A 22,056-nucleotide genomic window follows, 5' to 3' on the forward strand; every position below is an offset into this window, starting at 1 on the left:
TCTGTAAATCGCACGGCGGACCCCAAAACCAGGAACAAACAAGCTAGGTCTGCACATTATGACCACTTGGCACAGCGGCTTCAGGCGTACCCCCCGAAGCAGAGCCGCTTTCATCCGTCGTAGATAAACCGGCGCTAATTTCCCTGTTGATGGAAATCAAGGTATCAAGAAGACGTGCATCCGGATTGGCCATAAACGCAACAGCCTGACGATCGACAAAGTTTGAAAGGGAAAGCATATTGGCGCGCAACTCTGGCGGAACAGGACAATCCGGCTCCAAAAGATCTGACTGCAGGATAGTCCAAAGCCGCCAGTTCAGACGCAAGGCCGTACGCATCTGATCAAAGTCACCGCTGTCCTGCGCCAGCTTCATACGCACAGCTGCCTGCATCAGAGCCCAAGCCTCGGTTTTCCGGGGATCACCCGGCTGGATCACTGTGTTGTAACTCTTCAGCAAGCCTTTGTTCGACATGGCGGAGGATATCTCCCTCGTGGGTAATCAAGCGTCGGGCAACTTTCAGTGCCTTGAAGTAGTCCTCATCTCCAACAAGCGCAAAAATCTCCTCGGTGATCTCCATCGAACTGGGCACAGCATCAGTAAACGATGTCAGGAAATCCTTAAAAAGGACTAAATGACGCGAACGATCTTCTGGAAACAAATAGACACACTGCAGCGCATAATAAACACGGGTGGCTGGCGTGATTGCTTCGTCTTGGGTCAGGATATCCTGCTGTCGCAGAATGGAGACTTGGTTGTGTACCAACAAAGAGACAACACGGGCCGATGCATTTTCCAGAACAGCACCATTAATCACCAGTTTCTGGCCAGGTTTGATTTGGACCTTCAACGCCATGACAATTCGCCCCTCTCCGTCAAGCACGATGAACAACCGGCATAAAAAAAGACCGGAAAGAGAATGTCTCTTCCCGGTCACTCTAACGCAGGGATGCTTAACGGAACAGCCCCAGAACAGCCTGTTCAGACTGACCGGCGAACGACAGCGCCTGAATACCCAGCTGCTGCCGGGTCTGCAGGGCCAGAAGGTTTGCACCTTCCTCGTTCAGGTCAGCAAGCGTCAGCTTGTCCGAACCTTCCGTCAGGATGTTGGTATAATTCTTGGTGAAATCCAGGCGAACCTGGAGAATAGCAACAGAGCTACCAAAAGCAGCCGACTTTGCACGAACGTTGCTGATCGTCTTTTCAAGACGGGTTACAACCAAGTCAGCTATTTGGTTAAAGGATGCCAATTTGGCTGCAACGGAAAGATCATACTTCTGCAAAGCACTCTTGAAGCCAAGCCTGCTCAAAACAACAAGAGCCGAAGTGTTGGCCTTGCTAACCTTAACACTGAGTGCAACACCAGCAGAATTCAGGAAGAACTTGGAAGCATTAAAGTTGATACCATTCACATCCAGCTTGGAGTCGGACTTCTCAGAGAAGTAGACTGTCAGCTTGGATGCTGAGGAGTTCAGGAGGTTCTGACCTTGATACGACGCATCATCAACCAGCTTCTGGATCTGAAAAGCCAAGGAACCAAGCTGAGACGTAAACTCAGTACGCTGGTCCTTTGTTGCTGAGCGGGCACTGTTAACGATACCACGCATCTGGTTGACCAGCTGCTCAAGACGGGTAGTGGTCTCGACCACCACCTTCAGAGCGTTAATCCCTTGGTCAATCGAGTCCTTACGGGCTGACAAGTCACCCGCACGGTCAGTCAGGGACTTTGCGCTGAAGAACTTCAACGCATCATCAATAACCGAGGACACCGCCTTCCCGGTGGAAAGACGACCTTGGGTCCGGTTAACAAAGGATTGGGTGGTCTGCAAAGAAAGTAGGTTCGACCTGCTTGCAGCAGAAAGTGCAATATCCGTCATAACGGTACTCTCCATTTCTAGAGAACATGCCGTCCATTCTGGACGCAGGCACCCCTATCAAGAGATGCAGAGAGAACTATACAGATATAAATATCAGAGACCCAGATATTATTTTTTAATATAGCATAGTCCTTAATAACCATACGAAGAAAGGCTGCCAATCAGCAGCCTTTTTATTGAAAAAATATTGCAACAATAATGCCATTATTGAACAGACTGATATACGTCAGCCCTGACCTTTTGACGGAATACATCTAAGGGAACCAAGTTACCTCCATATCGGGTATGCCAGAATGTCCAGCCATTACAAGCTGGAGCCCCCTGCACAGCAGCGCCGACCTGATGTATAGATCCGCGAACTTCTGCGGAGATAATGGTCCCGTCAGCCCGAACCTTGGCCGTAAACCGCCCCGATACATCCGTAAGGAGGGCGCCCGGGGCCAGCAAGCCACGTTCCACAACAGTCCCAAAGGGCACACGGGGCTCGCTGCGACGTGAAGGCGTCAACAGAAGATCTGGCTCCGAAACAGGTTCAACAGCCGCAATTCTTGCCTTTGCAGCCATACGGTATCCGGAATCGCGCTCGATACCTATAAACCGGCGCCCCAACCTTCGGGCGGCTGCACCCGTCGTACCTGTCCCGAAGAAAGGATCCAGGACAATATCACCAGGATTGGTGGTCGCCATAAGAATACGGTATAATAATGCCTCAGGCTTTTGGGTTGGATGAAGCTTGCCGCCGCCATCGTCCTTCAGGCGTTCGCTGCCGGTGCAAAGGGGGAGCGTCCAGTCGCTGCGCATCTGCGTGCCATCATTCAACGATTTCATGGCATCATAATTGAACGTGTACTTTGATCCTGCACTTCGGGCACACCAGATCAAGGTCTCGTGAGCATTCGTAAAGCGCGTACCCCGAAAGTTTGGCATTGGGTTGGTCTTGTTCCAGACCACATCATTGAGAATCCAGAATCCAATGTCCTGAAGCGCTGTACCGACACGAAAGATATTGTGATAGGAGCCGATAACCCACAGCGCCCCATCGTCTTTCAGCACACGCCGCGCTGCCGCCAACCAGTCTCGGGTAAAACGGTCATACTCAGCGAAACTGTCAAATTTGTCCCAATCACTGTCAACTCCATCAACCCGGCTGTTATCAGGACGCGTCAGCTCTCCACCCAATTGAAGATTATAGGGTGGATCCGCAAAAACCAAGTCAACCGACTTTTCCGGCAAGCTGTTCATCACAGCGATACAATCACCTGAGTGGACAACATCTGTTTTCAACGGACTATGCGGCACAGGGGGGGCAGAAACCATTTTTTTGCGTGACATGCTCGGGTCCTGGACAATCGGGTCAAAAGAAGGAAAGAAGGCAGGAATCGTTTTCAGCCACGTCGAGTCGCAGGTCAAGAGTCACTGCACACCGAACCATCAGCCATCATTCTTCTGAACATTGGCTCGGACAGACCACAGACACAGCATCATGTGTTACCTGGGGTAAAGCATCCACAATCCCTTGATGGTGTTGCGGCAAAGCAACACAGAAAGAAAATCACACTATCCACAAGCTGTGGATAGTGTGATGCGACTCGTTGTATTGCCTGTGAATCATAACAATCTTGCAGGAAAGAATTCACACACTCTCAAACAGGCTGCCCTGACCGGCAAAGCTGCGCCGATGATGCGGGGTTGGCCCATGCCTGGTAATTGCTTCGCGATGAGCAGCCGTTCCATAGCCCATGTTTCTATCCCAGCCATAAGCCGGGAAATCTGCCGACAATACCTCCATCATGCGGTCACGAGTTACCTTTGCCATGATAGATGCTGCGGCAATAGACAAGCTCAAGCTGTCACCTTTCACAACACACATCACCGGACACGGAAAACTCTTCGGAGCCTGGTTTCCATCAATTAAGGCCACATCAAGGCACACGCCCAATCCATTCACAGCTCGTGCCATGGCCAGATGCGTTGCTCGCAGAATATTGATGCCGTCTATCTCTTCCACGCTGGCGATACCAACCGACACGACCACACCAAGACTGCTGGTCAGCATCGAGAACAAGGCATCCCGCCGTGAGGCCGACAGCTTCTTGCTGTCATTCAGACCATGGAGCAGAACATCCGGCAACAGGTCTGGATCAAGCAAGGCAGCCCCCGCGACAACAGGTCCTGCCAAGGGGCCACGGCCAGCCTCATCAACACCGGCAACATTTGAACCAAAGCGGGACCGTGCGTCATTTTCCAGATAAAAATCAGGCATCTCTACTCCTGGAGACAATACGGGAAACAAGAGCCCAATAACGACGGGCTTTATGGATCTCGGGCGCGCAGGCCACACGCAAAACATCGGCAGGGCCAGAGAAAGATTCCGTGCAGGTATTCAGGCGACGCACCGGTATTTGCCACAGAGGACTGATCGTCAGGGACAAAACTGTCACAGCAACCACCAACTGCCCCTCCCCGCTCTCCAGGAGCCTGCGGGAAACCCCGGCTCCCGCCAGCATAAAGGAGAACTCCCCGATCTGTGCCAGCGTTACCCCCACACAGAATGAACGGCGCCAACTGATCTTCTGCAAACGCAGGGCAAGCACGTTGATCGTCGCCTTGATCACGGTAACAGCAACCAACATCAGCAAGACGATACCGATATTGTCACGGAGGAATGTCAGATCAAGCAGCAGACCAACAGACAGGAAAAACACCATCAGCAATAAAGCCTGTATCGGGTGGGCATGATGCCTCAGGCTTTGTCCATCCGCACTGTTCCCGATGACCAGACCGGCCACAAAGGCCCCATACCCAGGTGAAAGTTCAGCAAAACCAGCCAAGGCAGCCGCCCCGAAGCAGGCTCCAAACGCGGCCAGCGGCCCAAGATCAGGGTGCCCCGAGACTGTTCCGACAAAGGGTAGACGAATGTCCCGACGCAACAAAACCCAGACCAGAGCAACCAGAATAAGGATCGACACGGCAACCCGCAGCATGACCTTGGGATCGATACCATCACCCGTCAATGCCGACAGCGTCAGCATCATTGGAACAACAGCCATATCCTGGGCGATCAGGATACCAACCGTCAGCCGTCCGGACGGACTGTCCAGCTCTCCTCTTTGCTCAAGGACCTTGATCACCACAGCTGTCGAGGACAATGCCAGACAGAAGCCCAGCAGAACGGCGGTTCCTGCACTCCAGTCAAGCAGCCGGTGAAACAGGAGCATGACCCCGACACTCCCCCCCGTCTGCAAAAGCGTGGTCAGAACCGCCACACGCCACACTTCAGCAAAGCGATGGACCGACAATTCAAGCCCGATCACAAACAGCAACATAACAATGCCCAGCTCGGCCAACAGGGCAACACCACCACGATCCGTGACCATTCCCAAGGCCGAGGGGCCAAGGATAACACCAGCAAGGATGTAACCAATAATCGCTGGCTGACGCAAACGCGTGAAAACAACACCACAAGCCATCGCAGCCAAGGCTGTTATGGCCATCCCTGTGAAATCATGATGCTCCATCGGACACTACCCTGAACGACAAGACACGACGACCCGGCCAACATGCCTGCCGTGACCGAGCCAGAAGAAAAACAATAACCGTCAGGACATAAAGGCCAAAAGCAGAACAAGGGCAAGCGCAACCATGGCAATCCAGGCCACACATCCCAACAACAACGGGGCCATCCCGAGACGATGCAACTGGCGGAAATCTGTACGCAAGCCCAGCGCGGCCATACCCGAGGTCAACAGCATGGTTGCAAGCAGGCCCGCGTGCTCTTCTACAGAACCAGGCAATACTCCAGCGCTACGCATGACAAAAAGAGCTGTAAAACCGACCACAAACCATGGAAGACCCATGGGAACATGCACGTCGTCACAGTTCTGTCGCCTCTGGAAGAAAACAACAATAAACAAGGCAGGAACAAGCAGAACAACCCGCAGAAGCTTTGCCAGCGTACCAATAACTCCGGCATCAGGACCAACCTGCCAGGAAGCGGCAACGGCCTGGGCCACTTCATGCAAGGTTGCCCCACACCACAGTCCGCCCCTGAATTCATCCAGATCAAACCAGTGTACAAGGTATGGCAGGATGAACATGCCACAGGTACCAAGCAGGGTAACCAAGGCAATGGCGCAGGCGACGTGCTCGGGAGAAGCCCGCGCCACATCACGACCCGCCGCAATCGCCGAAGCCCCGCACACGGATGTTCCCAAGGCAATCAGGGAAGTCAGGCGGGGATCAAGACCCATTCCCCGCCCCAGCCATAATGTCAGCAGCAACACAAAGAGAAGGCACACGACAACAAGGCCCATGCCTCCAAGCCCGATGGCCTGCATCTCTGCCAATGAAACAGTTGCTCCCAGGCACACAAGGCCAGAGCGCAGGAGAATGCCGGCCATGGCAATCTCACCCGGTTCACGGCAAACAGCACATGGAAGAGCAGACCGCGCGACGATACCAAGAACAATGGCCAGACTCAACGTCCCGAAGCCAAAGGCAAGGTTCAGATGGTGCAGCAAGAAAGCCACCAAGGTAACAAACGACACGGACAATACGCCGGGGACGCAAGACAGATAGAAGGTTACGCTACGCATCAGATATGTCTTCTTCTCCGTATCCCTACATAACCCTGACAATCATAGCAGGCGGAAAGACATAACCTGAACGGAAAGACAGCGACTGATCCTGAGAAGTGGCCGGGGCCGTGCGGGCATCCTGCGGAACATAAAGAGGCCAACGCCCGGAAGCCACCATGTCCAGTCCGGGATTGTCCTGCCCCAGGCGATCACGATAAATCCACAAATCTGCCAAAACACGCTCGATATAGGCACGCGTTTCACGAGACGGGATAGCCTCTATGAACAGCAAGGGATCATCGTCGTACCGGACCGTCTTTCTCCAGCGCGCCAGCGTGCCCGGTCCTGCGTTATAGGCAGCAGCAACAAAAAACATGTTTCCCTTTATGTCCGGCAAACCCAAAAGATGCTCAAGGTACGACTGCCCCAAGGACAAACTGACTTCGGGATCCATAACGGCCCGAGACCCACCCAGCCAACCATTATTCTCCATACGTGCAACCGCACGGGCCGTAGCAGGCATGATCTGCATCAACCCGACCGCACCAGCCGGAGAACGCGCTGCCGGATTAAAAGCTGACTCCTGGCGGGCAAACGCATACAGCATGGCACGGTCCAACGCCCATCCATTGCGAGGCTGCCAGGCAGGCACCGGATACCGGGCCGATTCAAAGGAGTTATCCATACTCTGGGTACGAACAGATGACAGGTGCAGGGCCAGACTGGCCATCCCTTCCCGCTCTGCGAAATGGAGGATCGCCTGCCTTTGTTCATGACTGGCTGCGGGGTACAAGCGGCGCAACTCATCTTCTGCACGATCATGCTTGCCGACCAGAACCAATGCCAAGGCACGCCGCCCAGCCGGTGTGTCAGTGATCGCCACCGCTTCCTGCTCCGTGATTGTATCCGTACGCCACGAAAAGTCCAAAGGCAGGCCAAGTGCCCGCCGTGCAATCAACCCATAAAATGTATGCGGATAGGATGCTGCGATATGAAGTGACTGGCTGACTTCCTGCGGCCGCCGATTTTTCAGGGCAGAGCGGGCGGACCAATAAGCCGCAGCAGAACGAACCCAAGGCGAGGCATTATCTGCATCACGCAATGCAGAGAACCATACAGCCGCCTCCTCGTAATCATGGCGCCGCCAGCTTGCCAAGCCACCGGCCCAGTGGGCCAGCGACAGAGCACGCGAGTCCCGGCCACGTACCTGACGGGCAAAACGCAGGGCTGTTTCATCTTTTCCCTTGATAAAAGCAGCATAGGCGAGAGAGGCCCACAGACGATCACGATCAACTGAAGACAAAGGACTTGTCCTGAGAAGATTGCTTGCTGCATCAAAGCGACCGGCAACCAGGTGCCCCCGGAAGATACGTCCTGTCTTCAGAACAGACGCTGCACGGGAGGATAAAACAGATGCCTCCCTCTCCCACCGCGGATCATCACCGGAGATACCCGCAACAAGCCCTTCCGGCGAGACGGGATGCGGCAAGGCTCCTCCACCGCGTTTGCGGGCCAGCCGATAGATGCGGCGGGCATCATGGTGATCTGCGTACAGTTCCATCCACGACCGGAGTTCCTGGAAAGACGCCTTGCCATAACGGGCGGAAAGATATCGATCCTGCAAGACATAACCAAGCAACAGCTTGCTGTCCAGAGAACGCACAACATGATCTGCGGCGGCAAAAAGACCTTGATCCTGAAGGGAAAAAATACGCTGGTAGCGTTCAACATCAGGCGCCGACAACACACTGGAAATACCAACATGTCGCGCCCCGTCATCACCGGGATCGGGGGAGGAAAAAGCGCAAGCTGGAAGCCCTGAAAAGAGCAAGCACAGCAGAGACAAAACAATCCCCCCTGCACACTGGCGCAGCAGAACAGCCACACCACACCCTGCACACCAAATGGGCTGGATCATCAGATATCACTCCGCTATCGCCGCCAACCTGCTTATACGCGTGGGGTGACTTGGCAACAAGGTGAAGGAAACAGGCGACATGATCACAAGGGCGCGAGCGATCCCAGCTTCAGCTTGACTTCCAGAAGATCACGCCATGCCTGGCGCTTGTGAGCCGGGTTACGCAGCAAATACGCTGGATGAAAAGTGGCCAGTGCCGGAACCGGAGCGGAAAGCCCCGGACTTGACCAAGACCGCCAATGCCCACGCAAACGGGTGATACCTTCCGTACGCGCAAAAAGGTTCTTGGCCGCCAATCCCCCAACCAAAAGAAGGACTTTTGGCTGTACCAACTCAATATGACGAACAAGGAAGGGAAGACAGACGGCAACTTCGGCATCTGTAGGGGCACGGTTTCCCGGCGGACGCCACGGCAGCAGGTTGGTGATGTAGTAAGAACGACGATCAAGGCCAATGCTGGAAAGCATGCGATCCAGAAGTTGGCCACTGACCCCGACAAACGGTTTGCCTTCCCGGTCTTCATCCCGTCCCGGTGCCTCGCCAACAACCATCAGGTCTGAATCCGGGTTGCCATCAGCAAAAACAGTCCGTGAAGCCGTCACCTTCAGAGGACATCCTTCAAAAGCCTCGACAGCGGCACGCAAAGTTTCCAGATCCAGACATTCTGCGGCAGCACGCGTTGCACCAAACCGTGCCGCTGCCGGCTCATCCTGCAAGGAGGAAGACGCAACAGAATGACTACGGGGGGCCGCAGCCGGTGCCGACGGGCTCACATCTTCCGGCAACGAGGAGACAGGCCGCACAAGACCACCATCAACAGCAGGACGGGACAAGGCAAAGCGATCTTGCGGCTGTTCACCAACAACCTCGTCAACGCCGGCATCAAGATACCAACGTAAAAGAGCCGGTCCCGACAGTACATCCGGGGTACACTGTGTATTCTCGATCATGGCCCATGACCATAGCACACACTTTCCCGGATCGTCACTTCTCCGTACACGACCCTCCCCCTCTTTCCATATAATCCCTTTCCTGCAAGCTCTTGCCCCCGTATGCTGGCCGCTTGATACAGCCGCGTGACAAGACAGGGGAATGACCGATGAAGCGGGAGTCCATGGAGTTTGATGTGGTTATCGTTGGCGGTGGCCCCGCCGGACTCAGCGCATCAATCCGGCTCAAGCAACTGGCTGCCGCAGAAGGGCGGGAACTGTCAGTATGCGTTATTGAAAAGGGATCAGAAATCGGAGCCCATATCCTATCAGGTGCGGTCATTGAAACGCGTGCCCTGGACGAGTTAATTCCAAACTGGAAGGTCAAGGATGCTCCCCTCAAAACACTGGCAACAGACGATAATTTTCTGTTTCTGACAGAAACAAGAGCCTTCCGCCTGCCCACACCGCCACAGATGCACAATCATGGCAACTACATCGTTTCCTTGGGCAACCTTTGCCGGTGGCTGGCAGAACAGGCCGAAGAGGCCGGTGTAGAAATCTATCCGGGATTCGCAGGAGCAGAGATCCTGTACGATGAAACCGGCGCGGTGCGCGGTGTGGCAACAGGGGACATGGGGCGAGACCGTAACGGGGAGCCAACAGACCAGTTCCAGCCCGGCATGGAGCTTGTTGCCCGCCAAACCCTGTTTGCAGAAGGCGTACGCGGTTCACTGGCCAAGGAGTTGATGGAACGCTTTGATCTACGCAAGGACTGTGATCCGCAAACGTACGGGATCGGGATCAAGGAAATCTGGGAGGTAGACCCATCCGTACACCGTCCGGGACGGATTGTGCATACCATTGGCTGGCCAATGCGGGCCGATACCTATGGCGGATCATTCCTCTATCATATGGAAAACAATCAGATCGCCATCGGCTTTGTCGTCGCCCTCGACTACTCCAACCCATATCTGTCTCCTTTTGATGAATTCCAGCGTTTCAAGACCCATCCATCCGTCAGACCACTTCTGGAAAAAGGACGAAGGGTTGCCTATGGCGCCAGAGCAATCAATGAGGGAGGCTTCCAGTCGATCCCGAAACTGACATTTCCCGGCGGGGCCCTGATCGGCTGCTCGGCAGGCTTCCTGAACGTCCCGAAAATCAAGGGAACTCATACCGCCATGAAATCCGGCATGGTTGCCGCAGAAGCTGTCTTTGAAGCCCTGTCAAACGGTGCATCATGCCGGGATGAAGTCAGCGCTTACGGGCATATGATGAAAGCCTCGTGGGTGTGGCCGGAATTACACAAAGCCCGCAATATCCGCCCCTCTTTCCACAAGGGTCTCTGGGGCGGCCTGATCTATTCGGCACTGGCAACCTATGTATTCAGGGGCAAGGAACCCTGGACGTTCCACAACCACGCCGACCATGCCTGCCTGAAGCCGGCCTGTGCCGTCCCCGTGATCCAGTACCCCAAACCAGATGGCGTCATTACATTTGACCGGCTTTCCTCGGTCTTTCTGTCCTCAGCCAACCACGCAGAGAACCAGCCCTGCCACCTGACCCTGAAGGATCCAACACTGCCTGTTTCTGTAAATCTGAAGATCTACGCAGGGCCTGAAGCACGATTCTGTCCCGCCGGAGTCTATGAGTTTGTTTCTGACCCAACAACCGGGAAAGACCGTCTTCAGATCAACGCTCAAAACTGTGTACACTGTAAAACATGTGATATCAAAGATCCCTCCGGGAACATCAACTGGGTTGTTCCGCAAGGGGGAGACGGGCCCAACTACCCGAATATGTAAAAACAGGGTACAGGTACAAACAGGCTGAATCGATTGGATATGCTTTCATACAAGATTTGTGGCAGATGGCCTCGTCGGCGCAGCCTGTCCCGTGCCCTGCCCCGGGCGGCCACTCTCTGGGTATCCGGAGCAGCCCTGTTGCTTGCATCGTGTGGTCCGGTCTCGGAATACGGCAGTGTCAGTCTTGCATCCGAGCTTCAGGATCACCCCCCGCCCTTGTCGTCTGCTTTCGGGCAATATCTGGCCGGACGTCAGGCGCAGGTGGAACACGACAGCACCGCGGCAGCCACTTACTATCAGAGTGCCCTTCTGCGTGACTCTGCCAATATCGAGCTGGCACGCCGCACGTGGTATTACATGCTGGTCTCAGGCCAAAGCAAGAATGCCATTGCCTTGGCCGCAGCAACATTGCCACATGACAAAGGGAACACGCTTGCCCCGCTTGTGGTCGCAACGGGGGCCGCCCATGAAGGGCGCTGGCATGATGCGCTGGAGATTCTCGCGCCCCTGAAGACACAAGGCCTGAACAGCTTTGTGGTTCCGCTTATGCGGGCGTGGATCCTTGCCGGGTCGGGGCAACACGACCAAGCACTGGAAACACTCAGGCCCATGCGTCAACAGCAACAGCTTGTACCGCTGCACGATTTTCACGCTGGCTTGATCCTGGATACGGCAGGCCGGGATGCCGAAGCTGGCTACTGGTACGAGAAAGTTCTGGATGGGTCATCGCTTTCCCTGCGGGCTGCCCAGATTATAGCCGCCTATCTGCACCGGAATAGTAAGACAGAAGCCGCGCTGGAGCTTTTTGAACGCTATAGACGGGAACACATGTCTTCCGTTCTTGTCGACGCCGCATTGATGGAATTCCGTTCAAGTAATGGACAGGACAGACCTGTTCGCTCTGCATCGGATGGGTTGTCCGAAGCCCTGTATGGTACCGCCTCTTCCATTGTGCAGGAGAAAGCGTGGGATGCCGTTCTGGTCTTCTCTCGCATGGCCTTGATCGCAAGACCCGACTTCAGCTACGCACAGCTGATGATCGGAGATGTTCTGTATGAACAGCGGCGTTGGAAAGAAGCGGCCCACATCCTTGGCAGCATTACAAAAGATACCCCCCTGTTCTGGCCGGCCCGCCTGAAAATGGCCGAAGCGTTTGAGCAAGATGGCCTTCCGGATAAAGCCCGTAACGTCTTGAATACTCTCTCGGATATGCACCCGGAAACACCGGAACCCTTGATGCTTCTGGGCGATCTGGAGCGACGACAAAATCGCTGGTCAGCAGCCATATCGGCATATCGCTCTGGCCTGGAGCGGCTGAAAGGAACAACCATACCGACGTGGCCGGCCCATTACAGCTTGGGCATGGCCTTGGAGCGCAACGGGCAGTGGAATGAGGCGGAGAAACACCTGCTTCTGGCCTTGGAGCAACAGCCAGACCACCCGATGATTCTGAACTATCTTGGGTATTCATGGATCGACCGTGGCCTGAATCTGGAACGTGGCAAAGCCATGATTGAACAGGCCGTTGCCCAGCGCCCTGATGATGGCTTCATAGTCGACAGTCTGGGGTGGGCCCTGTACCTTCTGGGTGACTATCAGGGCGCAATCACCTATCTGGAACAAGCCGTCGAGCTGGAACCAGCTGATCCAACCATCAATGATCATCTGGGCGATGCATACTGGAAAGCAGGGCGCACGCGGGAAGCCATTTTTCAGTGGAAACGGGCCTTGAGCCTGAAGCCAGAAGACAGCATAGCCCGAAGTATCACGCAGAAACTGGACGAACACGCCAAGGGCCGTGAAGGCACATCGCCGCAGTAAGATCTTCGTACCACCCGAAGAATGAAAAGAGACGGCACCGCCAAGGACAGGACATGACCACTTCTGAAAAGACAGTGTGCGTTGCAGCCCCAGCCAAGGTCAACTTGACCTTGCACCTTACGGCACGTCGTGACGATGGCTATCACATGCTGGAAAGCCTTGTGGTGTTTGCAGGCATTCTGGACCACATCACACTGGAACCGGCAGAAACATTTTCATTGGTTATTGAGGGGCCCCAGGCCCACAATCTGGACACCTTGGATCCAGCAGACAACATCACCCTGCGAGCCGCACGGAGCCTAGCTGCTCTTGCAGGACGTAAGGATGGCGTGCGGGTGGTTCTGGAAAAAAACATCCCTGTTTCTGCGGGAATAGGTGGAGGCAGCGCTGATGCCGCAGCAGTCCTGCACGGCCTGATACCCTTGTGGTCTTTTTACCCCACAAAAGCAGCCCTGCATGAATTGGCTCTTGGCTTGGGTGCCGATGTTCCGGTGTGCCTGCAGGGACGTTCAACAATCATGGAGGGGATTGGCGACATCCTGCATGAAGCCCCTCCCCTGCCTGGATTCTGGCTGGTGCTTGCAAACCCGGGCGTAGAAGTCTCCACACCTCGGGTCTTCCGGGCCCATGCCGGTGACTTTCTCCCCCCGGTCCGGCTGACCGATACACCCCGCTCCGCCGAGGATCTGGCCATACAACTGCGTAAAGGACGCAATGACCTGACCGCCGCAGCCATAAGCCTGGAACCGGTTATCGGGGAATGCCTGGCTCTTCTGACAGCCTTGCCGTCGTGCCTGCTTGCCAGAATGTCCGGTAGCGGAGCAACGTGCTGGGCACTCTTCTCTACAGAGTACGAAGCCCGGACAGCGGCCAAAGCCTTACGGACAACCAAGCCTGCGTGGTGGGTTGCAGCAGCCCCGGTTCTACATACCGTGGACCCGTTCGGGCTGGCGGACTCACCGGTCTCGCTCACCGGGATCTAGTCCTTCGTCATCACATCAACCGTGGTGGTTGCCAAGGATAGGCGCAACAACTGCTTGTCAAGAGGATAGCCCGGCATACCCTGCCAGGCATCGACTGGACCACTCTTTCTGTACCCGGCTGCCAAGTAAAATGGCAGCGCTGTCCTGGTGCTTGTCAGCGCGACGGTGGAATGCCCTCGCCCCGATATCCATGCCTCAAGATGCGATAAGACAGCCCGGCTGATCCCTCGAAACCGATGAAGAGGATCTACGTAGTCCAGAAGAATCTCACCATCTACACTGGCAGCACCAACGCCCACAACACAGTTGGCATCTTCTGCAACAACGAACCTGAGGCTCTCGGAATCAATCCAGAGAGCAACCGTATCGGAGGTCTTGTTGGCAAGCCAGAGCGCTATCCGCTCGGGTATTCGTCCGTGATCCTCTTGGCACAACTCCACAATAGAGCGCCGCAGCACATCTGTTGCCGCGCATACATCACCGAGCTTCCCTGTTCGTATATGCACAATACCCCCCGAGACATCAAGAGAGCAGATAATAAACCCCAAAATAGCCCTTGCGCACCAGATGTATGTTGTGGACCAAAGTGTTGGCGTGTGCACAAAAGACTGTTGCACAGGTCAGAAGAATACCTTATGGTGCCGCCCTCTCGCACAGGGTAGTCTTTACCTTGTCTGTTGGGGTGTAGCCAAGTGGTAAGGCAGCGGTTTTTGGTACCGCCATTCCCAGGTTCGAATCCTGGCACCCCAGCCACCATCTCGTCAGGCATAGCATGCACTTGAGACGCCCGGTTCAGACACTGGCGCTTCCCCATGTTGCGCTGGCAACCCGCCTGAAGTTCCCCCCCATAATTTTGCTGACATCATCCCGATTGTACCCGTGCGCAAGCAAAGAACGGGCAAGACGTGACAGATTCTCCGGGGCATAGACCTTGACCGGATAACCAAGCGTGTATCCACGCGCAACAGGCCACCAGTATCCCCGGTCAACACCGTCGGGAAAGTCCGTCATTCCGGGCAGTTCGTGCATGACATCCAGGCCAATCCCGACGTGATTTATACCCGCAACAGCAACGACATGATCGATATGACGGATCATATCCTCGTCCTGCACATCCGTCTGGATACCAAAAAAACGATTCAATCCGGACAGTCCGACCACACCCCCGGTCTGCGCACAGGCACGAATCAGATCATCATCAATACAGCGCTCATGCCCGCACAATGCACGGGGATTGGTATGGCTGAAAACAACGGGACGCTGCGCAACCTCCATAACATCAAGGGAAGAACGGCGCCCCATATGCGAACAATCCATGATCATCCCGTTGTCATGCACAGCCCTCACCATACGGCGCCCCAGTGCAGTCAGAGGCATGTCATCGTCATGACAGCCCCCGGAAACACTGTTGTTACGGTTATAGGCAAAGTGAATCTGGCGTACACCCAAAGCTGAAAAGACCTCCAGCATCTCGGGCATATCCTGAAGCATTAACGAACCTTCAAGATCAAAGGCTATGGCAAGGGCCCCCTTGGACCGTGCAACATCAATGTCCGCCACTGTACGAACAAGAGACCAGCGGTCAGGAGATTCCGCAATTTTGGCACGGAAGGCGGCCAAGACGCGCATAATCTGGGAGATCTGGTTCATATCCATGCCAACATTGACAGAGACAAACCCGGTCCCACCGCGAACATGGCTGTCCAAAAGAGACAAAGGTGCCCGCACATCAAGGGGCAAACAGACATGCGAATCCCAGATCAGGTCAGGCAGCCAAGAGTCCATCATGCAAAGCATCCTTTATAGGCAGAACAAGGTGTAATAAGGGCCACGTCCACGTTTCAAGTTGAGGCAGATCAATTCATCATATTGACAGATAGCATATGAAAATCAGATCAAGTTGCAGCAGCCCGCACTCCTGCGGCCCACTGCCAGAAGCCGATACCCGAACAACAGAACCATGGCAGATATGACTCTTCAGGATCTATACCCCGGACAAGCCGCACGTGTCATCGGATTACAGGGAGGGAATGCCGGATACCGGCAGCGCCTGTTGGCCATGGGCCTGACACCGGGGACCCGCTTTACAATCACACGTGTTGCCCCATTGGGAGACCCGCTGGAGCTGCATGTCCGGGGTTGCAGTCTGACCATACGCCGTTCTGAAGCCAGTATTGTCGCCGTGGAGGTCCTGTTACCATGACCCTGCACATTGCACTGGCCGGCAACCCAAATTCCGGAAAAACAATGCTTTTCAATGCGTTGACAGGGTTGCGGCAACACGTTGGCAACTGGCCCGGCGTGACCATCGAGAAAAAAACCGGCACCATAAAATTACCGAACGGACGCTGCGTCACACTTGTCGACCTGCCAGGAACCTACATGCTGGGTGGGCAGGATACCGGCAGCGAGGATGAACGAATTGCCCGTGATGCCCTGCTGCTTGACAAGCCCGCCTTGATTATCAATGTGCTGGATGCCTCGGCGCTGGAGCGGAACCTCTACCTGACCACACAGATTCTGGAAATGGGTGTCCCCCTGATTCTAGCTATCAACATGATGGATGTGGCAGAAAGCAAGGGAATCACCATTGACCATGAGCAGCTGTCCGCAAGCTTGGGATGCCCGGTTATCCCTTTGATTGCCTCTCGCTCCCGTGGACTGGAGCAACTCAGGACAACGCTGGAGAAGGCAATAAAGGCCCCAAGCGGAACAGAACGACGCCCGGACCATCACGCAAGCATTATTGAAGCCTCTCGGGCGCTCGTTCCCTTCGTCAACGACAAGGCCAGAATGGAAGGTATTGACCCCACATGGGCAGCCCTGTGCCTGATTGAAGGTGACACCTGGCCGAAACCCTGACCGATGCTGCGGGGATTAACGCTGCAGAAACAGCCCGTAACGACATCAGTACAAACAGTGGTGAAGACGCGGATATCCTGATTGCCGAAGGACGTTACACCTTTATTGGCGCGATTCTGGCTGATTGCTGCAAAAAGACCCCCACGAAAACGGCAGGCACGACAGGGAGGCTTGATTCCCTGGTTCTGAACAAATTTGCGGGAATCCCCATCTTTCTGGCCGTTATGTACCTGATGTTCCTGCTGACCATCACGCTGGGCGGGGCCTTCATCGACGCCTTTGACTTGGCAGCAGGTGCTTTGCTGGTTGATGCTCCGGCCCGCCTTCTGGAAGCGACCGCTGCCCCCGCATGGCTTGCTGCCGTTGTAAGAGCTGTCGGCCAAGGCATACAAACCGTTTGCACCTTTATTCCCATTATCGGCTTTCTGTTTCTCTTCCTGTCTGCCTTGGAAGATTCGGGCTACATGGCTCGCGCGGCATTCGTTGCCGATCGGGCCATACGCAGCCTCGGCCTACCCGGAAAGGCCTTTGTACCCCTGATCGTCGGGTTTGGCTGCAATGTCCCGGCAATCATGGCAACCCGAACCCTGGAACATCGGCGTGAAAGAATCCTGACATCCATGATGGCACCTTTCATGTCATGCGGGGCCAGATTGCCCGTTTTTGCGCTTTTTGCCGCCGCTTTCTTCCCCGAAAACGGCCAGAATGTGGTGTTCGGTCTTTATATTCTGGGTCTGATGGCCGCTGTAGGCACTGGGCTTGTCCTCAAACACACATTTCTGGGGGGAGGATCGCTTCCCTTCATCATGGAATTACCCCCGTGGCATGTTCCTTCGGGACGAACAATCCTGCTGCAAACACGACAACGCCTTGCTGGTTTTGTCTTCCGGGCCGGCCAAGTGATTGTTCCGGTCGTGACCGTTCTTTCCCTCCTGGCATCAACAGGCACGGATGGAACATTTGATATTACAGACAAGCAGAATTCTGTCCTGGCATCAGCAAGCCGCGCCCTGATCCCTGCGCTCGAGCCTCTTGGTATTGATGATGACAACTGGCCCGCTGCAGTCGGGCTGGTAACCGGCCTATTTGCAAAGGAAGCCATTATCGCCACACTGGACAGCCTGTATGTCTCTAACCACGATGATCAAAGCACGGCGGACTCAACAGCTCCACTCCTTACAGCGCTGGCTGATGCCTTCGCTACCATCCCCACAAACATAATGGCCCTGACCGGACTTGGAGCGGCTGAAAACAATGCGGATCACCAAGAAACACCCCTGACACAAGAACTGGCACGAAGGTTCAGCAGCCCACCAGCAGCCTTGGCCTATATGGTACTGGTGCTGCTCTACAGCCCATGCGTAGCGACCCTCGGTGCTATCCGGCAGGAAATCGGCACACGCTGGATGCTGTTCTCTGCCATCTGGACAACGGCACTGGCTTGGCTATCAGCTGTCGCGATCTACCAAGGCGGAACTTGGGCCACAAAACCGGGACACCCCGTAATCGCCACAAGTATAAGCCTGATGCTGGCCCTAGGAGCTCTGGCTGGCATCACCCTGAACAGACGCCGGAAACAGAGAACAGCATGAACAGCTTGTTTGCCATACGGCACTGCCTGCAAGCCTATGGCCCCTTGTCTGCAGCCGATATTGCTGCGCATGTCAACAGTACCGAGGAAGCCGTAGAACCCCTGATCGAACGATGGATCGCGAAGGGACAGATTCGCCGTGTAACCGCTCCCCCACCCTGCGGTACACACCGTGGGGGATGTGCCACATGTTCTTCTGTATCTGTTGATCGATATGAATGGATACAACACAGAGCTGCCTTGCACCCATAAAAGACCGTGAAGTACCTGCCCAATGGCTTACGCAGAGAGGCAACTTGCCTCTTACGCTCTTCATCAATGTCAGCATGGGCAGCGAACTTTGCATGATAACGCAAAACCCCCCGCCGAAGCGAGGGGCTCTGCCAGATAGCAGGGTCGGATGTACACAATACACCCAACTGACACTACAAGGGATCAGAAGTTGACACGACCTGTCAGCATGCCGTTGTGACCGACATAGCCAGACCGCATTTCTGCGTCATAGTCCGCACGAACTTCCCACACACCATCAGCCGTGGTGTAGCCCAAGCCGGCACCAATGGTACCACCGAACCGGGACCGCTTCAGGCCAGAGGTGTTGAACAGGGTTGTATCGCCGGAATACTTACCGGTGCTGGTGGCATCATCACCGATGAAGTCATACAGCGCCGCAGCCCGCAGTTCCGGACGAACGACAGAACCGCGCAGGGTTTTGTGTTCATAGGCCAGCGAACCACCCAGGCTTCCTTCCAAGATGCTGGTTGCCGAAGGATCAACAGTCATGTTGAACGCACCGGCACCGGTTTCCGTGTACTTTGAAGGATCGGTATAGGTGTAGGACAGACCTGCTTTCGGGGTCAGGGTGACGGCACCACGGTGCAGCGGGGATCCGGCGGCGACAGAGGCAGAGTACTGGTTGGCGTCATACTTGCCTTTGGCGGTCCGGTCCAGACCACCGATGGTAATCTGGCGGGAGGTCTTCACGCTGTTCTGGGCATAAGCCAGCTGACCTTCAACGAAGAAACCCTCTGGCTCATACGAACCGTACAGGGCAACCTGGTAGGATGTCACATCGGTCTTTGTCTGGCTGGCACCCTTGCCCTTCATGTCGGACTTGGATGTGCTGAGGGCCAGACCAACGCGCACGTCGTCGGCAACCATGTTGTCCATACCAATGGTCATCCCATAGCTGTTGGTGCTGTTTCCAGCCACACCACCACGGGATTTCTGGGTTGCGGTGCTGCCTGCGGCCTTGACCCAAGCGCCATTGCGCAGGGTGCTGTCACCGGCGGCGGTACCGCTTTGTTGCAGACCGGCCACATCAGTACCGGTACGGGCCGATGCCAAGCGGGATGTAACGGCATCAGCCGCAGCGCGGGATGCGGTGTTGATAGCCTGGTTGGCCTGAGACACCGTGGATACAGCCGACTGACGAGCTGCATTTCCGGCATCGCTGCCCTTTTCCAGAGCCATATTCAGGGCTACACGGGCCTCGGCATCATCACCCAAAGAACGAACCACAGCCTTAATGGCCTTGGCTTCATCGACGCTGACCGACAATCTACGGGCAATCTCACTGTCGCTGCGCGGAGCAACCACTGTATCAACCAGCTTCCCGTCGGCTGAAAGGGTGTTGGTCACCCGGGCCAGAATGGTGCCATAGTCATGATTAAAAACAGATTTTGCAAGGCGGAGATCGTCACCTGCAAGACCAGACAAACCATTCGTCAAACTCAACGACTTGCACTTGCCTTCCAGGACCGTATTTTCTACTCCAAATTGATAGAATGAAGCCTTCTTATTTGCACTATCAAAGGTAAAGCCAGACGTCGAGTTAGCCTCCAACACTGCCTTTCCTTCTTTGTTGGCAGCATCGATACCCTTCTGGGAGACAACGATTTGTGCACGCCAGTAATTATAGCTGACACCACTTTCGTCGATGAACGTTTCCTTGGTGGCTTCGTCCTGCGTCGGGGCGTTCAGCGCACCATGGACTTTGACTGGCCCATCAAGCAGCAGCGCGGTATTGGCTTCCAGATGCAAGTTCTTTGCATGCACCTCGCCGGTACCAAGACGAAGGTTACCGTGCTTCAAGTGAACGTCTTTCAAAGACTTGCCAGCTGCACCAATTGATCCAATGCTGGACCCTTCGGTAGCGTACAGGTGCAGAACGCCCTTCCCGTCACCCGTAGCTTCCACTTTGCCAATGTTGAAGCCTGTAGCCTTGTCGCCACTGCGACCGATTCTGCTGGTGCCCTCTCCATCAAGCATCAAGGTTTCTGTGCCAACGTAACCCAGATTGATCGCATTGCCGCTGTATGTCACAGAACTGCCTGAACCGCTGGAGGTACGTTCAATTCCAGCATTCAGGGTCAGCTTTTTGGCATAAACATCGCCACCGGTTGCAACGGCCTTGTTTTCTGTTGCGTTGATGGTGACATCAGCAAAACGACCGCCGGGGGTACCAATATTGCCAACGGTGCCGCCCTTTTGGGTTACCTTGCCACCAGCCACGGTATCCACGGCAGCGCGCAGTTCCAGCTTGCCCTGGCCGTTCTTGGTGGTGGTCACATTGCCAAGGTCAAAGCCTTTGTTCCCGGCACCAACGATGCTTGTGCCCTTGCCTTCAACGACCAAGGTACCTGCCTTGGCATAACCAACCGTCGCGGTCTTGCCATCGGCTGCATTCATACGCAGCGCGTTGGCATAGACATCTTGTGCCGTCGCATTATTGCCAGTGGCTTCAATCGTTACACTGTTCAGCTTCTTGTCGGCAGCACCAATGTTACCAACTACAGACTCGACAACAGCACCTTCTGTGCCGAGGACCAGGTTCCCCTCGCCATCTGTCTTGGTTGTGACCTTGCCAAGGCTACCGGGCATACCGGCATTGCCAAAGTCAAAGCCATTTGTGATCTTCAGGGTGCCCTTACCCTCCAAGGTAAGGTCGTTGCGGGAACCACCACTCACTTTTATAGCGAGGGACTTCAGCGTAACGGTTCTGTCATCTCCAGTCTTGATACTCAGCTTGTAGGTATTGACAGCCTCGGATACGGATGCATCAACAGCCTCGGCCGTAATCTCGACCTCACGCAGGGCCCTACCCGCACCGACAAGACCCGCAATACTGGATGCACCTTCTTTAGCAACGAACTTCAGGACACCAACCTTATCGGTGCTGGTCAGGACGCCCGTTACCTTGGAACCATCGGAAAGATCCAAGGTGATTTCTTTAGCCAAGACATCCGCACCAAGGGTGATGGTGCCGGTATGATGGTCTGGAGTGACCTTATACGTTCTTGTCGCTGAGGCGTGCTTCTGAATAGTTACGTCGTCAGATGCAACTTGACCAGCACCAGAATCAGGCGCTGTGGATTGCACTACGGTATCTGAAGAAGACGACAGGTCAATAGTCCTATCCGCCGCCCCTGCCACGCCGGGAATTGCCATAACAACTGCGGCCAGCGCCGTTGTTGCCAAAAGATGCTTACGTTTTTGTAACACGATCGGTTCTCTTCCTGTGTTGTGTTGATGCCAACCACACGCACCGGACATGGACACCTGCGGTTATGGGGTTCCCTGCCTGCGCGCCGGACTCTCTTGATAATACGTTCCGGCCATGGGTCAACATGCAAAACACACCCATCATGTTGATTTTATTTAGTTTTTTAACTCCATAATTGCTATCTGAA

18 protein-coding genes, 1 tRNA gene and 2 pseudogenes are annotated in these 22,056 nt (G+C 55.0%); 8 read left to right on the forward strand and 13 right to left on the reverse strand.

Going from position 1 to position 22,056, the window contains the following annotated elements; translation table 11 throughout:
• Positions 1-43 precede the first annotated feature (43 nt).
• From HEQ61_RS09550 to HEQ61_RS09590, 10 genes and pseudogenes are all read right to left on the reverse strand, one after another.
• On the reverse strand, positions 44-472 hold the full coding sequence (locus tag HEQ61_RS09550; RefSeq protein WP_168021078.1) for a flagellar biosynthesis regulator FlaF: 429 nt from the start codon (positions 470-472) through the stop codon (positions 44-46).
• The gene (locus HEQ61_RS09555; protein ID WP_168021077.1) at positions 420-854 is read right to left on the reverse strand and encodes a flagellar biosynthesis repressor FlbT; all 435 of its coding nucleotides are present in this window, start codon (positions 852-854) and stop codon (positions 420-422) included. Before HEQ61_RS09555 ends, HEQ61_RS09550 begins: the two co-directional genes overlap by 53 nt.
• Before the next feature lie 97 nt (positions 855-951).
• Positions 952-1,218 (reverse strand): annotated as a pseudogene (locus tag HEQ61_RS11605) (flagellin); the annotation flags it as partial.
• Positions 1,219-1,473: 255 nt separating this feature from the next.
• A pseudogene (locus HEQ61_RS11610) lies at positions 1,474-1,890 on the reverse strand (flagellin-like protein); the annotation flags it as partial.
• A gap of 189 nt (positions 1,891-2,079) precedes the next feature.
• A complete protein-coding gene (locus HEQ61_RS09565; RefSeq protein ID WP_168021127.1) occupies positions 2,080-3,192 on the reverse strand; it encodes a site-specific DNA-methyltransferase in 1,113 nt (370 codons plus the stop codon).
• A gap of 316 nt (positions 3,193-3,508) precedes the next feature.
• Entirely contained in the window at positions 3,509-4,138 is a 630-nt protein-coding gene (locus HEQ61_RS09570; protein ID WP_168021075.1) for a ribonuclease HII, read from the reverse strand.
• A complete protein-coding gene (locus HEQ61_RS09575) occupies positions 4,131-5,393 on the reverse strand; it encodes a cation:proton antiporter (protein ID WP_168021074.1) in 1,263 nt (420 codons plus the stop codon). The genes HEQ61_RS09570 and HEQ61_RS09575 overlap by 8 nt, the downstream gene beginning before the upstream one ends.
• An 81-nt stretch (positions 5,394-5,474) precedes the next feature.
• Positions 5,475-6,470, reverse strand: a complete 996-nt coding sequence (locus HEQ61_RS09580) for a YeiH family protein (protein ID WP_245183237.1) — start codon at positions 6,468-6,470, stop codon at positions 5,475-5,477.
• A 25-nt stretch (positions 6,471-6,495) separates the two neighbouring features.
• Positions 6,496-8,370 carry a lytic transglycosylase domain-containing protein gene (locus HEQ61_RS09585; RefSeq protein WP_168021072.1) on the reverse strand — a complete coding sequence of 625 codons (1,875 nt, stop codon included), beginning with the start codon at positions 8,368-8,370 and terminating at the stop codon, positions 6,496-6,498.
• An 83-nt stretch (positions 8,371-8,453) separates the two neighbouring features.
• Positions 8,454-9,320, reverse strand: a complete 867-nt coding sequence (locus tag HEQ61_RS09590) for a uracil-DNA glycosylase (RefSeq protein ID WP_168021071.1) — start codon at positions 9,318-9,320, stop codon at positions 8,454-8,456.
• 149 nt (positions 9,321-9,469) lie between these two features.
• Here HEQ61_RS09590 and HEQ61_RS09595 point away from each other — a divergent pair, with 149 nt between their 5' ends.
• The 3 genes from HEQ61_RS09595 to HEQ61_RS09605 are packed head-to-tail and all read left to right on the forward strand — an operon-like array spanning position 9,470 to position 13,911.
• The gene (locus tag HEQ61_RS09595; protein WP_168021070.1) at positions 9,470-11,107 is read left to right on the forward strand and encodes an electron transfer flavoprotein-ubiquinone oxidoreductase; all 1,638 of its coding nucleotides are present in this window, start codon (positions 9,470-9,472) and stop codon (positions 11,105-11,107) included.
• 39 nt (positions 11,108-11,146) lie between these two features.
• Positions 11,147-12,928, forward strand: coding sequence for a tetratricopeptide repeat protein (locus HEQ61_RS09600; protein WP_168021069.1), 1,782 nt, complete (start codon positions 11,147-11,149; stop codon positions 12,926-12,928).
• Positions 12,929-12,981: 53 nt separating this feature from the next.
• Positions 12,982-13,911: a 4-(cytidine 5'-diphospho)-2-C-methyl-D-erythritol kinase gene (locus HEQ61_RS09605; RefSeq protein ID WP_168021068.1), complete on the forward strand. Its 930-nt coding sequence runs from the start codon at positions 12,982-12,984 to the stop codon at positions 13,909-13,911.
• On the opposite strand, the gene HEQ61_RS09610 is transcribed toward HEQ61_RS09605, so the two are convergent.
• Positions 13,908-14,459 carry a GNAT family N-acetyltransferase gene (locus HEQ61_RS09610; RefSeq protein ID WP_168021067.1) on the reverse strand — a complete coding sequence of 184 codons (552 nt, stop codon included), beginning with the start codon at positions 14,457-14,459 and terminating at the stop codon, positions 13,908-13,910. The two genes, HEQ61_RS09605 and HEQ61_RS09610, sit on opposite strands and share 4 nt — an antisense overlap.
• 130 nt (positions 14,460-14,589) lie before the next feature.
• Between HEQ61_RS09610 and HEQ61_RS09615 the strand changes: the two genes are divergently transcribed.
• A tRNA-Gln gene (locus HEQ61_RS09615) sits at positions 14,590-14,664 on the forward strand.
• Positions 14,665-14,703: 39 nt separating this feature from the next.
• Here HEQ61_RS09615 and HEQ61_RS09620 read toward each other — a convergent pair.
• Positions 14,704-15,699 carry a dipeptidase gene (locus HEQ61_RS09620; RefSeq protein ID WP_245183238.1) on the reverse strand — a complete coding sequence of 332 codons (996 nt, stop codon included), beginning with the start codon at positions 15,697-15,699 and terminating at the stop codon, positions 14,704-14,706.
• Positions 15,700-15,871: 172 nt separating this feature from the next.
• Here HEQ61_RS09620 and HEQ61_RS09625 point away from each other — a divergent pair, with 172 nt between their 5' ends.
• From HEQ61_RS09625 to HEQ61_RS09635, 4 genes are read left to right on the forward strand one after another with little or no spacing between them, the layout of a single operon-like run.
• On the forward strand, positions 15,872-16,114 hold the full coding sequence (locus tag HEQ61_RS09625; RefSeq protein ID WP_209315715.1) for a FeoA family protein: 243 nt from the start codon (positions 15,872-15,874) through the stop codon (positions 16,112-16,114).
• Entirely contained in the window at positions 16,111-16,773 is a 663-nt protein-coding gene (locus tag HEQ61_RS11310) for a FeoB small GTPase domain-containing protein (RefSeq protein ID WP_245183239.1), read from the forward strand. Before HEQ61_RS09625 ends, HEQ61_RS11310 begins: the two co-directional genes overlap by 4 nt.
• Before the next feature lie 44 nt (positions 16,774-16,817).
• On the forward strand, positions 16,818-18,365 hold the full coding sequence (feoB, locus tag HEQ61_RS11315; protein WP_415877257.1) for a ferrous iron transport protein B: 1,548 nt from the start codon (positions 16,818-16,820) through the stop codon (positions 18,363-18,365).
• Positions 18,362-18,616: a FeoC-like transcriptional regulator gene (locus HEQ61_RS09635; protein WP_168021065.1), complete on the forward strand. Its 255-nt coding sequence runs from the start codon at positions 18,362-18,364 to the stop codon at positions 18,614-18,616. Before feoB ends, HEQ61_RS09635 begins: the two co-directional genes overlap by 4 nt.
• Before the next feature lie 183 nt (positions 18,617-18,799).
• Here HEQ61_RS09635 and HEQ61_RS11540 read toward each other — a convergent pair whose 3' ends face one another.
• Positions 18,800-21,868, reverse strand: coding sequence for an autotransporter domain-containing protein (locus HEQ61_RS11540; RefSeq protein WP_168021064.1), 3,069 nt, complete (start codon positions 21,866-21,868; stop codon positions 18,800-18,802).
• Between the last annotated feature and the right edge of the window lie 188 nt (positions 21,869-22,056).

Origin of the sequence: Haematospirillum sp. H4485 (genome assembly GCF_012102745.1) — a bacterium.
Lineage (GTDB): Bacteria > Pseudomonadota > Alphaproteobacteria > Rhodospirillales > Rhodospirillaceae > Haematospirillum.